Source organism: Pseudomonas sp. NPDC089758 (assembly GCF_044748705.1).
GTDB lineage: Bacteria > Pseudomonadota > Gammaproteobacteria > Pseudomonadales > Pseudomonadaceae > Aquipseudomonas > Aquipseudomonas putida_X.
The window spans coordinates 321,108-334,290 of record NZ_JBIVGN010000003.1; the positions used below are offsets into that span (position 1 = coordinate 321,108).

Annotated in this window: 10 protein-coding genes, 1 tRNA gene and 2 pseudogenes; 6 read left to right on the forward strand and 7 right to left on the reverse strand. The window is 62.9% G+C overall.

Translation table 11 applies throughout. The features are described from left to right. Positions 1-1,053, reverse strand: a complete 1,053-nt coding sequence (ada, locus tag ACIPZH_RS06105) for a bifunctional DNA-binding transcriptional regulator/O6-methylguanine-DNA methyltransferase Ada (protein WP_400635547.1) — start codon at positions 1,051-1,053, stop codon at positions 1-3. Between the two features lie 29 nt (positions 1,054-1,082). Beyond that, positions 1,083-1,709: a DNA-3-methyladenine glycosylase family protein gene (locus tag ACIPZH_RS06110; protein WP_400635549.1), complete on the reverse strand. Its 627-nt coding sequence runs from the start codon at positions 1,707-1,709 to the stop codon at positions 1,083-1,085. Positions 1,710-1,878: 169 nt separating this feature from the next. Here ACIPZH_RS06110 and ACIPZH_RS06115 point away from each other — a divergent pair, with 169 nt between their 5' ends. From ACIPZH_RS06115 to ACIPZH_RS06125, 3 genes are all read left to right on the forward strand, one after another. Then, a complete protein-coding gene (locus tag ACIPZH_RS06115; protein WP_267824101.1) occupies positions 1,879-2,394 on the forward strand; it encodes a sigma-70 family RNA polymerase sigma factor in 516 nt (171 codons plus the stop codon). Then, positions 2,381-3,337, forward strand: coding sequence for a FecR domain-containing protein (locus tag ACIPZH_RS06120; RefSeq protein WP_400635551.1), 957 nt, complete (start codon positions 2,381-2,383; stop codon positions 3,335-3,337). Before ACIPZH_RS06115 ends, ACIPZH_RS06120 begins: the two co-directional genes overlap by 14 nt. A 94-nt stretch (positions 3,338-3,431) precedes the next feature. Continuing rightward, complete coding sequence (locus ACIPZH_RS06125) at positions 3,432-5,906, forward strand: TonB-dependent siderophore receptor (protein ID WP_400635553.1); 2,475 nt, start codon at positions 3,432-3,434, stop codon at positions 5,904-5,906. A 52-nt stretch (positions 5,907-5,958) separates the two neighbouring features. On the opposite strand, the gene ACIPZH_RS06130 is transcribed toward ACIPZH_RS06125, so the two are convergent. Continuing rightward, the gene (locus tag ACIPZH_RS06130) at positions 5,959-7,119 is read right to left on the reverse strand and encodes an MFS transporter (protein WP_400625909.1); all 1,161 of its coding nucleotides are present in this window, start codon (positions 7,117-7,119) and stop codon (positions 5,959-5,961) included. Between the two features lie 537 nt (positions 7,120-7,656). Further along, positions 7,657-8,868 carry an MFS transporter gene (locus ACIPZH_RS06135; protein WP_115273844.1) on the reverse strand — a complete coding sequence of 404 codons (1,212 nt, stop codon included), beginning with the start codon at positions 8,866-8,868 and terminating at the stop codon, positions 7,657-7,659. 179 nt (positions 8,869-9,047) lie between these two features. Here ACIPZH_RS06135 and ACIPZH_RS06140 point away from each other — a divergent pair. Next, a pseudogene (locus ACIPZH_RS06140) lies at positions 9,048-9,877 on the forward strand (FecR family protein). A 95-nt stretch (positions 9,878-9,972) separates the two neighbouring features. Continuing rightward, positions 9,973-10,049, forward strand: a tRNA-Met gene (locus tag ACIPZH_RS06145). Positions 10,050-10,135: 86 nt separating this feature from the next. On the opposite strand, the pseudogene ACIPZH_RS06150 reads toward ACIPZH_RS06145, so the two are convergent. The 3 genes and pseudogenes from ACIPZH_RS06150 to ACIPZH_RS06160 form a co-directional block, all read right to left on the reverse strand. Next, a pseudogene (locus ACIPZH_RS06150) lies at positions 10,136-10,265 on the reverse strand (IS5/IS1182 family transposase); the annotation flags it as partial. Between the two features lie 126 nt (positions 10,266-10,391). Further along, the gene (locus ACIPZH_RS06155) at positions 10,392-11,195 is read right to left on the reverse strand and encodes an RHS repeat-associated core domain-containing protein (RefSeq protein WP_400635620.1); all 804 of its coding nucleotides are present in this window, start codon (positions 11,193-11,195) and stop codon (positions 10,392-10,394) included. A gap of 176 nt (positions 11,196-11,371) precedes the next feature. Further along, a complete protein-coding gene (locus ACIPZH_RS06160; RefSeq protein WP_400635555.1) occupies positions 11,372-11,950 on the reverse strand; it encodes a YcbK family protein in 579 nt (192 codons plus the stop codon). Positions 11,951-12,016: 66 nt separating this feature from the next. On the opposite strand from ACIPZH_RS06160, the gene ACIPZH_RS06165 reads away from it, so the two are divergent. Further along, positions 12,017-13,171, forward strand: coding sequence for a hypothetical protein (locus tag ACIPZH_RS06165; protein WP_400635557.1), 1,155 nt, complete (start codon positions 12,017-12,019; stop codon positions 13,169-13,171). Positions 13,172-13,183: the final 12 nt, after the last annotated feature.

A 13,183-nucleotide genomic window follows, 5' to 3' on the forward strand; every position in this document is an offset into this window, starting at 1 on the left:
TCAGGAGAGTGCCGTTTCTCGCTCCAACAGTTGCCGCTTGCGCTCCACCCCCCAGCGGTAGCCGCTGATGTCGCCGTCCCGGCGCACCACCCGGTGACAAGGAATCGCCACGGCGATACGGTTGGCTGCGCACGCCATGGCCACTGCGCGCACGGCTTTGGGCGCGCCAATACGCTCGGCGATCTCGGTGTAGCTTACCCGGCCGCCCACTGGAACTTCACACAGAGCCTGCCAGACCCGCTCCTGAAACGCGGTGCCCTGCACATCCAGAGGCAAGTCCAGGCCCAGGGCTGGCGCCTCGACGAAGCCCACCACCTGCGCCACCAGGCGTTCGTACTCGGCATCGCCGCCGATCAGGCGCGCATTGGGGAATTGATCCTGCAATTGCTCCAGTAGCGCCTCAGGCGCGTCCCCCAACAGGATCGCGCAAATGCCTTTTTCACTCTGCGCCACAAGGATCGCCCCCAGTGAACACTGCCCCACGGCAAAATGAATGGCCGTGCCCGCACCACCGGCACGGTACTGGCGCGGGCGCATGCCCAAGCGCTGATCGGCGCTTTCGTAGAAACGGCTGTTGGAGTTGTACCCTGCAGCAAAGATGGCATCGGTCACCGATGTTTTTCCCTCGCCCAGCCCCTCGCGCAGGCGCCGGGCGCGGAAGGCTGTGGCATAGGCCTTCGGCGTGAGGCCGGTTTCGGCCTTGAACAGGCGGTGCAGGTGGTACGGGCTGACACCCAGTTGGGTACCGAGCTGGGCCAGGCCGGGTGGGTTGTCCGGGGTTTCGAGCAGGCGGCAGGCGCGTGCTACCAGTTCGCCGTGGCGAACGCTCGACGGCTTGCCCTGGCAACGCCGGCAGGGCCGATAGCCTGCGGCCTGCGCGGTGGCGGCATCGGTGAAGAATTCGACGTTCTCGCGCTTGGCCATGCGCGCTTTGCAGCCAGGTTGGCAGTAAATGCCGGTGGTCCGCACGGCGTAGACGAAATGGCCTGCCGCCGCCGCATCGCGGGTGTATACGGCTTGCCAGCGTTGTTCGTCAGTGGTGTAGGGCGTCATTGGGGTATGCCTCAACTAAGCTGATCGTCTCAGGCCCGCCACAGATACCAGGCTGCCACAGTCCGGTAGGGGCGCCACCCGGCGCCCAGCGAACGCATCTGCGCTGGTGTCGGCGCCTTGCCCAGCCCCTTGAGGCGACGATACCCCTCGCGCACGGCGAAATCGTCCACCGGTAATACATCCGAACGCTCCAGGCTGTAGATCAGCAGCATCTCGACGGTCCAGCGGCCCACGCCCCTCAACGCAACCAGGCGCTCGATCAACGCCTCGTCGCTCATGCCCAATGCCTCTTCCCGGCACGGCACCGCGCCATCCAGCGCGGCCAGGGCAATCCCCTGAATCGTCGCCAGCTTGCTGGCGGAAAACCCACAGGCACGCAGCGTTTGCGGCGCCACCTCAAGCAACTGCCTCGGCCCGGGGAACCCATCGTCAGGAAACAACGCCAGCAATCGTCCGAGTATCGCCTCGGCCGCTCGTGCATGCAGTTGCTGGTACGCAATCGCCCGGACCAACGCCTCATAAGGCTCGCGCCCCGGCGTCGCCCGGTGCAGGCACGGCCCGGTCGCAGCAATGTGCCGCGCCCAGTCAGGGTCCAGCGCGGCCAGGTACTCGGTGGCTTCGCGGTAGGCTTCAGGCGAGAGGTCGGCCAGGATCATCCGTAGCTCCAGTGGGTTCAAGGCAGGACCAGCTTAGCCCAGCCACGCATCGTGGAAACGCCGAATCTTGCGCAGCTAATTCCTGGCAACCATTGCCCCGTGCCATCATCCATGCATAGAATTGAGAACTATTCACAGTCACGTGCGCTTCATGGGGTCAGCCGCTACGATGCAGCTCAACGACACGCTCAAACCCGCCGAAGTCGCCCTGCTCTACCAGTCCCATCACGCTTGGCTACGTGGCTGGCTGCGCAGCCGGGTCGGCTGCCAGGAACACGCTGCAGACCTTGCGCAGGACACCTTCGTGCGCCTGCTGCGTGCGCGCCAGGTTTCGCCGATCAAAGAGCCGCGGGCATACCTGAGCAGCATCGCTCGCGGCCTGATGATCGACCAGTTCCGCCGTCGCGCCCTGGAGCGCGCCTACCAGGAAAGCCTGGCCCAGGTACCTGAAGGCGAAGTACCCAGTGAAGAGCATCGCCTGGTGATCCTGGATGCCCTCGAGCGCCTTGACCGCGCCCTGCACCAGCTCAGGCCACGCGCCCGTCAGGCCTTTCTGCTGGCCCAGCTCGATGGCTTGAGTATCGCGCAGATAGCCCTGCGCCTGGGCGTTTCGCGCGCCACCGTCGAACGCGACCTGGCCAAGGCCCTGGGCGTCTGCTACCGGTTGCGCTATGCCGAACTGTGATCATGCACCCGCCCAGGCTCAGGTCGACCAGGCCATCGAGTGGCTGGTGAAGCTGCGCTTCGACACCCCCAGCCCGGCTACCGAACGGCAGTTCCAGCAATGGTTGGCCCACCACCCCCACAATGCCAAGGCCTGGCAACGGGTGAGCTCCCTTAGCGACGAGCTGGCGGGGCTGCCCAGCGACCTTAGCCGACGCACCCTGGATGGCCGCCAACGTCAGCGCATCAATCGCCGTGACCACCTCAAGTTGCTGGCGGTGATAGCGATCGGCGGCAGTGTCGGTTGGGCCGCGCGCGAGCCGCTAGGCCTGCCCGCCCTGGTGGCCGACAGCCGCACCGGCACTGGCGAACGTCGCCGCTTACAAGGCAGCGATGGCAGCCAGATCCAGCTCAACACCGCCAGCGCTATCGACCTGCGATACGGCGCCGAGCTGCGCGAACTGGCGCTGCTGCGCGGTGAAGTCAGCCTGGCCTGCAACCCTGGCGACAACCGCCCGTTCCGCATCACCACCCGGGTTGGGGCCATGGCCACCCGGGACGGCCAACTGCTGCTGCGCGAGAACGACCAGGGGCTGCTGCTGGCTGTGCGCCGCGGCGAAGTCACGTTGTTCCCCGCCTCCGCTACACCACGGGTGGTTCGGGCAGGCGAGGTGCTGCAGGTGTCGCCGCGCGGGGCCCATGCACTTGCCTCGTTGCATGGCGACCCGTGGGGCTGGACCGACGGTGTGCTGAGCGTGCAACAGATGCCACTGGGCGAGTTCTGCGCCGAACTGGCCCGCTATCGCCCAGGGCTGCTGCGCTGCGCTGGCGAGGTGGCAGGGCTCAAGGTATCCGGCACTTACCAACTGAACGATACAGGGCAGATTCTGCAACTGCTGACCCGCAGCCTGCCGGTACGTGTCGATTACCGCACACGCTATTGGGTCAACGTAGGGGCTGCCTGAACTTTTTGAAAAAGAATGAGGTGGAATCTCATTCTCGTTCGGCCTGAAGGAACAAAACCCGAAAAGTGGTCTACGAAACCTTCAGGAGCGGTCCATGATCCACCCGTGTTCCCCCCGCAACGACAGGCTGCGCCATGCCGTGCGCGCCGCCGTGTTCGGCATTGGCCTGGGCAGCGCCTTGGCACTGCCTGTACAGGCCACCGCTGCACCCGCCAGCGAGCACCGGCAAATCGACTGGAGCATCCCCGCAGGCCCTCTGGCCCCGGCACTGGACCAGTTGGCGCGCCAAGGCGGCCTGAGCCTGTCGTTCGATGCGAACAGCCTGCTGGGCAAGACCACCCAGGGCGTGCAGGGCCGCCATGAACCGGCTCAGGCACTGACCCTGGTGCTGATGGGCAGCGGTATGCAAGTGCAGCAGGAAGGCGACAACAGTTTTCTGCTGATACCGGCACTGGACGCGGGCAGCGCACTGCAACTGGGTGCGACCAGCATTTCCAGCGATCGCTTGGGCGAAACCACCGAGCACAGTGGCTCGTACACGACCGGTGCGGTCACCATCGGCAAGACTGCACAGAGCATTCGCCACACCCCGCAGTCGGTGACCGTGGTCACCCGTCAGCGCATAGACGACCAGAACATCACCAACCTGACCAACCTGCTGGAGCAGACGCCGGGTGTGGTGGTGAACCTCACCGACAGCGAACGTGTGCAGTACTACTCGCGTGGCTATGCGATCGATGCCATCCAGTACGATGGCGCCACCGTGGTGCAGGGCAGCGGCGGAGGCTCATTCATCCAGAGCGATTCGGCCATCATCGACCGCGCCGAGATCTTGCGCGGGGCCACCGGCATGATCCGCGGCGCGGGTAACCCGTCCGGCACCGTCAACCTGGTGCGCAAGCGCCCGACGCACGCATTCCAGGGCGAAGGCAGCGTCACCCTCGGTTCCTGGGATGCCCAGCGGTATGTCGCCGATCTCTCCGGCCCGCTGACAGACACCGGCAACGTGCGCGGCCGGGTGATCGCCGTTCACGATGACAAAGACCATTTCCAGGACTCGCGCCAAGAGCGCAAAGAAGTGTTCTACGGTGTGCTGGCCTTCGATCTGAATGACAGCACCACCCTGACCACAGGCCTTGAGTGGACCAAGCTCGATGCCACCGGCGCCTGGGGCAACCTGCCCGCCAACTACGATGGATCGCCCCTGCCGCTTGGCCGCAGCACTTACCTGGGTGCCGACTGGAACCGCTGGGACCGCAGCAACCTGCAGACCTTTGCCGAGCTCGAACACCGTTTCGATAACGATTGGTCGCTCAAGCTGATGGCCCAGCGCACGCACTTCGAGCTGGATGACCACGGGTTCAAGCAGACCTACTTCACCCGGGCCAGCGGCGCGGCCAACCCAGGCAACAACCCCTATCTGATGAACTATCAGGTTACCGAGGGCGACGGCGGCGAGAGCCTGCAGAACAACCTGAGCGCCACCCTCAACGGGCCGTTCGAGCTGCTCGGTCGCACCCATGACCTGATGCTGGGTGTCGAGCGCATCCGCAACGATTCCTACGCCTCGGCCACCAATTTCGTCTCTTCTGGGGTGTTCGACATCCGCGAATGGGACCCAAAGACCAGCCTGGCCGAACCGGACATCGACATCACCGCCCATCCGGTGCGCACGCGCACCACCCAGGAAGCGGCCTACGCCACCTGGCGCATTTCCCTGGCCGACCCGCTCACGGCAATCATCGGGGCGCGGGCCAACTGGTATGACTACGAGCAGGAAAACAACGTCAAGGCGAACGGCAAGTTCAGCGTCGACAACAAGATCGTGCCGTACGCAGCGCTGATCTATGACCTCAACGACAACTTCAGTACCTACGCCAGCTACACCGAAATCTTCAACCCGCAGACCGCCACCGACGTCAGCGGCTCGGTGCTGGAGCCAACCACAGGCGAAGCTTACGAGACCGGCATCAAGGGCGAGTTCTACGAAGGAAGGCTGAACACCTCGCTGGCGTTCTTCCGCATCTACCAGGTCGGCAACGCCCTGGATGACCTGAGCGGCCCCAACCCCTGCCCGCCCAACTACACCTCGGGCTATTGCAAGGTCGCTGCAGGCAAGAACCGCAGCCAAGGCTTCGAGCTGGAGATTTCCGGCGAAGTGCTGCCAGGCTGGAACGTAACCGGTGGCTACACCTACAACACCACCAAGCAACTCAAGGACACCATCAGCAACACCGGCAACGCCATCCGCACCACCGACCCCAAGCGCATGCTGCGCCTGTTCACCAGCTATCGCCTGCCGGGTGAGCTGCAAGCGTGGACCGTTGGCGGCGGCGTGCAAGCGCAGAGTGACATCTACAACCGCAGCGGCAGCGCCGAAGCCTCCCAGGCGGGGTATGCGGTGTATAACGCGATGGTCAATTACCGGTTCAACGAGCATTACTCGTTGCAGCTCAATGCCAACAATATCTTCGACAAGAAGTACTACCGCCAGGTCGCGCCGACGCCGACCGGGTATTACTGGGGTGATCCGCGCAATGTCTCGGTGACCTTGCGCGGCAGCTTCTGACGCAGGCTGCCGGCTTGCCCGGCGGCCGGGCCAGCACTGGCAACGACACGCTTCAGTCCGCCACTGCCCGCAGCTTACCGGCCCGCCGGTACGACTGCCGGGCAACGCACACGAACAGCCCTGCCATGATCGCCAGCGCCATCGGCAACCCATGCGGCGCCACATCCATCGCCGCGCCGCTGACCAGCGGCCCGACCAGGCTGCCGACGCCCCACAACAAGCCGACGCTGGCATTGGCGGTGACAAGGTCCTGGCCCTTGAAACGCTGCCCGATCAGCACCAACGCCAAGGTGTAGATACCGCCTGCCACGGCGCCAAGCACCACCAGCAGCGGCCACAGCAGCCAGGTCATCTGCAGCAGCCACGGCAAGGCGATACCGATTGCCATCGCCACCAGCCCGCACACCAGGTGCAGCCCGGTACGCTCGACCCGGTCGGCCAGCCAGCCCAGCGGCAACTGGAAAACCATGTCACCGGCGAACACCACCGTCACCATCAGCGCCGCCACACCCACGGCAAACCCATGGCTGGTGGCGTACACCGGCAACAACGACAGCACGACCGCATCGAAGAACGAGAAGAACAGCACTGCCACGCACAACGCCGGGGCGACGCGGAAGAAGCCCGCCAGGCCGAAGCTTTTCTCACCCTCGTCACCATGCTCCACATGATCGTTCGGCACGGTCAGCACAATGCACACCAGCGCCAGGCCGTAGCACAGGCTCACCACACCGGTGATCCACGGGCTGTTGGCGCCGATCACTGCGAGCATCGCCGGGCCGAGCACCTGGAAGCCGGTGAAGCTGGTGGCGTAAAGCGCCATGATCTTGCCGCGGTTGTGGTCCGGGCACAGTTCGTTGACCCACGACTCACCCAGGATGATTGCGATGCCCATCCCGATACCCAGGCCCAGGCGTAGCAGGGCCAGCATCCAGACCGAATCGAAGGCCAGCTCCAGCAAGGCGATGCTGACGGTGCACAGGCTGAAGCACAGCAGGTAGATGGTGCGCCGGGGCAGGTACCGGCAACAGGCGTCGACCATGAACGCCGACAGCATCATCCCCGCCGCGGGTATGGCCGAGATGATACCGATCTGCAAGGTGCCGGCGCCGGCCTCATGCAGGCGCAACGACACCAGCGGCAGGCTGGCTCCCAGGCTGAAGCCAACCACAGACACGGCGAACAGAAGGCCCGCCAGCAAACGCATATTCATGTACCACTCCAAGCAAACTGAAAAGACGCGCAGATACAGGCGCCCGGGCGCACGCCGGGAAAGCGGGTGACGCAGGGGCGCAGGTCAGTTCAGGGCGAGGTGTGGCGAGAAGGTAAAGGCAAACAGCACACTGCGGCGACGCTTGAGCACCGTATCGCTCGGCCACGCGCGACGCATGGCCTGGAGGGCAGGCTGGCGGGCGTATGGAAGGGATGGGGTACGGCGCATTGCTTTGGCTACTACGCAGGTTGGAGACAAGAGGCGGCACTCTAGGCCAAGCCAGGTTGAGCCGTCAATTGCCCGCGCCCACCGCGCGCAGCAGCACTGCCCCGACAGTGCAAGCGGCGGTCTTGCCGGTGAAGGTGGCGCATGGCACCGGCTTCACCGGTGATCGCCGGCAAGCCGACTCCCACAAGATGGCGGCCTACCCCGAGGAAGTTGGACACCCATCCAATGTCTGGCTCAACGTCCAACCGGTGGCGCGAATCCCTCGTGGGAGCCGGCTTGCCGGCGATTGGGCTGCAAAGCAGCCCCTGCTCAGCGCTTACCCGTGTTAGGCAGAAACACCGCCAACAGGCCGAACAATGGCAGGAACGAACATACGCCATACACGTACTCGATGCCGCGCAAATCCGCGACGTACCCCAGCAGCGCCGCGCCAATCCCGCCGAAGCCGAACATCAGCCCGAAGAAGACCCCGGCAATCATGCCCACACTGCCCGGTACCAGCTCCTGGGCGTACACCACGATCGCCGAGAACGCCGACGCCAGGATGAAGCCAATGACCACGCTAAGCACGGTGGTCCAGAACAGATCGGCGTACGGCAGCGCCAGGGTGAAAGGCGCCACACCGAGGATGGAGAACCAGATGACCGCCTTGCGCCCGATACGGTCACCGATGGGCCCACCAAAAAAGGTGCCGGCCGCGACCGCGCCAAGGAACAGGAACAGGTGCAACTGCGAGCTGGCCACCGACAGATCGAACTTCTCGATCAGATAGAAGGTGAAGTAGCTGGTGAAACTGGCCATGTAGAAGTACTTGGAGAACACCAGCAGGCCCAGGACGACCAACGCCGCGATCACGCGCTTGCGCGAGATGCCATGGGTGGCCTGCACCACCTTGCGTGCCTTGGCCTGGTTGAGGTGCTCGGTGTACCAGCGGCGCAGCATCAGGGTCACGGCGAAGAACAGCAGCCCTGCCACGCCGAACCATGCCACATGGGTCTGGCCGAACGGGATGACGATGGCCGCCGCCAGCAGCGGGCCAAAGGCCGAGCCAGCGTTGCCACCCACCTGAAAGGTCGACTGCGCCAGGCCGAAACGCCCGCCTGAGGCCAGCCGCGCAATCCGCGAGGTCTCCGGGTGGAAGGTCGACGAGCCGATACCCACCAGTGCAGAAGCCAGCAAGATCATCGGGAAGCTGCCGACGAAAGCCAGCATGACGATACCCACCAATGTGCACAGGGTGCCGAGCGGCAACAGGTTCGGTGTCGGCCGGCGGTCGGTGAAGAAGCCAACCCAGGGCTGCAGCAACGACGCCGTTATCTGAAAGGTCAGTGTGATCAGGCCGATCTGGGTGAAACTCAGGTCGTAATTGGCCTTGAGCATCGGGTAGATCGCCGGCAGCACCGACTGGATGAGGTCATTGATCAGGTGCGCCAGTGCACAGAAGGCGATGATGCGCATCACCAGGGGGTTGGCTTGGCTTGCCGAACCGGTGCTGGCAGTGGAGGTGCTGCTGATGGCCATGAGTTTGAGTTCCGTCCTCAGGTGTGGGATCCGATTATCAGGAAACAAATGGATACATAGCTACCTTTTTATCCCGCTTAACCGCGCACTTGCAAATGGTTCTCAATATATTTAGCATCCTCACCGAAAATTCCCGTAATCGTTGGGCGATAACGCCCTTTAGCGAGCACATTTTCAACATGAGCCCGATGCCCGCCACGCAGATTCCGGCCGACGCGCAACAGGAAGCACTCGCGTGGTTCTCCCGCCTGCGCCAGCCTGGCTGCGATGATCGTGAACGGCAGGCTTTCGCCCGCTGGTGCCAGGCCCCGCTCAACGCCCATGCCTACGCCGAGCTCGAAGCTTGCTGGCAGCAATTGCAGGCGCCACCGGCACGGCCCCGCCCGCGCCAGCTCACCGTGCGGCGCAGCCACCTCGGCAAAGCGCTGGCATTGCTGTTCCTGCTGGCGCTGAGCGTGGCGGCGTACCTTTACTGGCCACTGATGCAGCGCCTGGGCAGCGACCTGCACACTGGCGCTGGCGAGCGGCGCAGCGTGCGCCTGGCCGATGGCTCTACCCTGCACATGGGCAGCGCGAGTGCACTGAATGTCGACCTGCGCGGGCGCACCCGCCTGTTGCAGGTTGTGCAGGGCCAGGTAGAGGTGCACGTGGCGCTCGACGGCCGCGCCCTTGAACTGCAGGTGGATGATTCGCGTATCCAGGTGTTCGGTACTCGCCTGATGGTGGCGCGTCATGCCGAGCATGACGAACTGGTGGTACTCAATGGCAAAGCCCTGATCGCCCAGGGTAGCGACCAGCGTATGGTGTCTGCGGGTGAGCGGGTGACCTTCACCGAGGCGCGGATCGGCCCGGTGCAAAAGGCCGTTATCAAAAACGCGGGCGCTTGGCGCAGCGGCGGGTAAGCGGCGACTTCGACCTCGACCGCGCTGCAGAAACCCTCGACGCGCTGGTTGCCGAGCAGCATCTGCAGCTGTACAGCATTCTCGGCCAATGGCTGATCGTGCGCTGAAACCAGGCTGGGCGGCTAAGTTTTTGAAAGCGTGCAAATTTTTTTTGAAATGAGTGTTGACAGAGGGGCATCACAAGGGAATAATGCGCGCCATCGGCTACATAGCTCAGTTGGTTAGAGCATAGCATTCATAATGCTGGGGTCCGGGGTTCAAGTCCCTGTGTAGCCACCAAACTTGAAAAGGGCTTACCGCAAGGTAGGCCCTTTTCTTTTGCCCTCGAATAATTGACAGGTTGTGTGGCATCGATCGTGAGATCGCACCTGTTGGATCTTGGTCGCCAGGCCACCGCGACTGCAGCCAAGAGCGTGATCGGCAGGTTCGTCAGCCCCTTTTCTTCCGAGCGCCAATTGAGGCGCGGTTTGCGCGCACCGCGGCTGAATCGATCATTTTGCAGACCTGTCACCGAACACCTTGCCGCTGATGGCGGGTAACTTTACAAAGTCTCAGCGTAGGCGCCCATTGAGTGCCTCCGGATTTCGTACAGAACCTGAGCGAACCCCGCTGCATTGTCAATTATCTATCAGTCCTATTGCGAATTTCATACGCAGTGTTCGCTAAGGCCTTGCTACCATGTTCCACCAACTTTGCGACATCACTAGTTGATGGAGCGCTCACCTGCATCAAGTAAAGCGCCTCCCAAGATTTATGTAATCGCCTGAGCTCTATATATTTAATTACCAGCTCCCTATTAGACTCACCGTCTGGCCCCACAAACATACTTGCCTGGCTTAATTGAACTTTGTGTATAGCACGATCTGCGATTTCTTTGGTCACCCACAGCTGAGTGCGCTTAGACTCCCGGTTTGGCGATCGTGAACTGGCCGCTACCCCCTCCCGGCTAAGCTGCGCAGGGGTCAATGGCCGATTTTGGTTTGTAGGGGAGGGCGACCTCGGTACTACGTGTACAGGGGACCTGGACCTGGACCTGGACCTGGACCTTAGCATTGAACTTTGACTTCCCTGCGGCGATTTACTGGGGAGCATCCAATCGTAAATCCTCCCCGTTCCAGCATAGTACATGCGGCCACTAGGATCTGTCCGATTCACGGGATCTCCTGCACAATAAGCATAGGCATTCAACCCTCCCGCTTCGAATGGACTAAGTTCATCAGGCGAATTGAACCGCATGAGAATCGTATTATAAAAACGATATCCATTACCGAGAAAATAGCCCTCTGGCAACAACGACCGCATCTGGCCTAAAAAACCTGTCAGCGACTCCATGTTCGGGGCAAGACCATAAGGAGTGTAGGCTACCGATCTGCGCTCCACCCCGGACTCGCTCACTACAGAACCCAGGTTATCCGAAACCCGCATTCGCTTTTGTATAGCATCATTGTCGGAGCGTTTCACGGTGCATATCCTATGAATGATCGAGGATCATCATTCACGATACTCCGACCTTGGGATACTGTTAAAAATGCTAGTTTTCTTAGAAGGCATTTTTAACAATCTCCAACCGATCAGCCAAAGCATCTGACAATAAGTCAATTTCACTTGCTGCAGAACGACGAGCCAGGACTGCCATCACCGCCCCAGGTGCGATAGCCCGCGGTGTCGATATGGATGCGGCCCGTCGGGTAGCGGCCCAGCCCCATGCCCCAGGCCTGGCCATGCTGCTGCCAGAAGCGGCACAACGGATTGGGGTCGGCCCAGCCCGGCAAGAGGATATCGACGGCGAAGGCACGGGTGTGTGCGCTGTTCACGGCGCCCCCTGCACACCTGTTCAAGCCAGGGTCACGGTAGGCCGAGACCACTTCGAACTGACGCAGGATGCCTTCATCAGCCAGCGTCTTGATCAGCGCCAGCGTGGAACGCACCGCCGGCCAGTTGCCTGGCGGCGGCACGGCAAACGGTGAAGCCTTGCACAGCCGCCAGTCGGAGGCCGAGCGCAGCAGCTGATGAATCGGCACCACGCCATACAGGCGGGCATCCACCAACATCTCACGGAAGGGCCGGGTCTGATGATCCCCGGCCCACTGCGCGAACATCCACAGGTCACGTTCATCGGCCTGAGCCACGCCGCCCAGCATCAGGCTTGTGGCCATCAGCAGCCATTTCGTCCTTTTCATCCCCGCTCCCTCTGCCCCAGTATGAGCATCGCCGCCAATCGGGGCGGCCATTACAAGGAGTTAAGCATGCACAAGATTGCCTTACCCAGCCTGGCCGCCCTCGCCTTCAGCGGGCTGGCCGCAGCCGATGCTCAGCTCGACCTGGGCGATGCCCAGCGTGTCACTCGCCTGTTCGCATTCCCCAACAACTGCCACGTGATCTGCTTTCGCCCATGGACGCTGGAGCAGACGGTCGAGCACTACCTGACCATGAGCGTACGCCGCGACGGCTACGCTGGCGCCCAGGTGCACGTGAGCCGCGACGCAGACCGCCTGCACGCGACCATCAGCGATGTGCCAGCCAGTTATACCGAGCCACTGCGCCAGCTGCTCGACAGCGGCGAGCTGGCCTACCAAGGCGCCACCGAGCTGAACAGGGACGGCAAATGGTCCTACGACTGGTACCTGTTCCTGCCGTTGGGCATGGCCCTGCAGAACCGCCGCAGCATCGAGCTGCTGCATTTCCCGCCGGATTATTCGCTGACCCAGGCCCAGGACTACCTGCGCTCCAACACCACGGACCGCTGGGCAGAGCTGCTGACCTTCAATGGCGTGGCGGCCAGCGACACACCGGCCTACCAGACCATCATCGATATCGCCCCGATTGCGGCCCCGGCCAGTGCCGGGGAAGCGCTGAAAGACACCTACAGCTACTTCAACACTTACCAAACCCGCATGGTCAGGGAGATGACCGTGCCCCTCGATGCATCAGCCCTGCCGATGGTGGCTTTCGGCGCCCCCGTGCGCAGCTGGGTCGAGCAGCAGTATGGGCCCCGCGTCGGCGTGCTGGGCCTGGTCAGCATCAGCCCGCAGGCGGGCGCCAGCGTGCCGGTGCTGGGAGCCAACCACCCGAGCGCGATCTGGTATGCGGCAGACAAGCAAAGCCATGGTGGCAACGAGGACGAAGCTGATGCAGCAGGGCTGAAGATGATGGGCCAGGACCTGACGGCGGCGTGCTGGCAGGCCGGCATGGGGCGCAATCGGCAAGCCGATGCGAAGCTGACGCTGGAAGCGTGCTCGAACAAGTGGCAGGTCACGCAGAAGAAGCAGACCTGTGAATTGTTCTTCCGCACCGTACGCAAGTACCCACCAGAGCAGGCGGCGGCCAAGTGCAATACCGGGGTGGTTACGAGGGCCCTGAGGGATTTGCGTGCACCAATCGAGAGGCTTCAGGATCTTTGATCGATGCAGCCT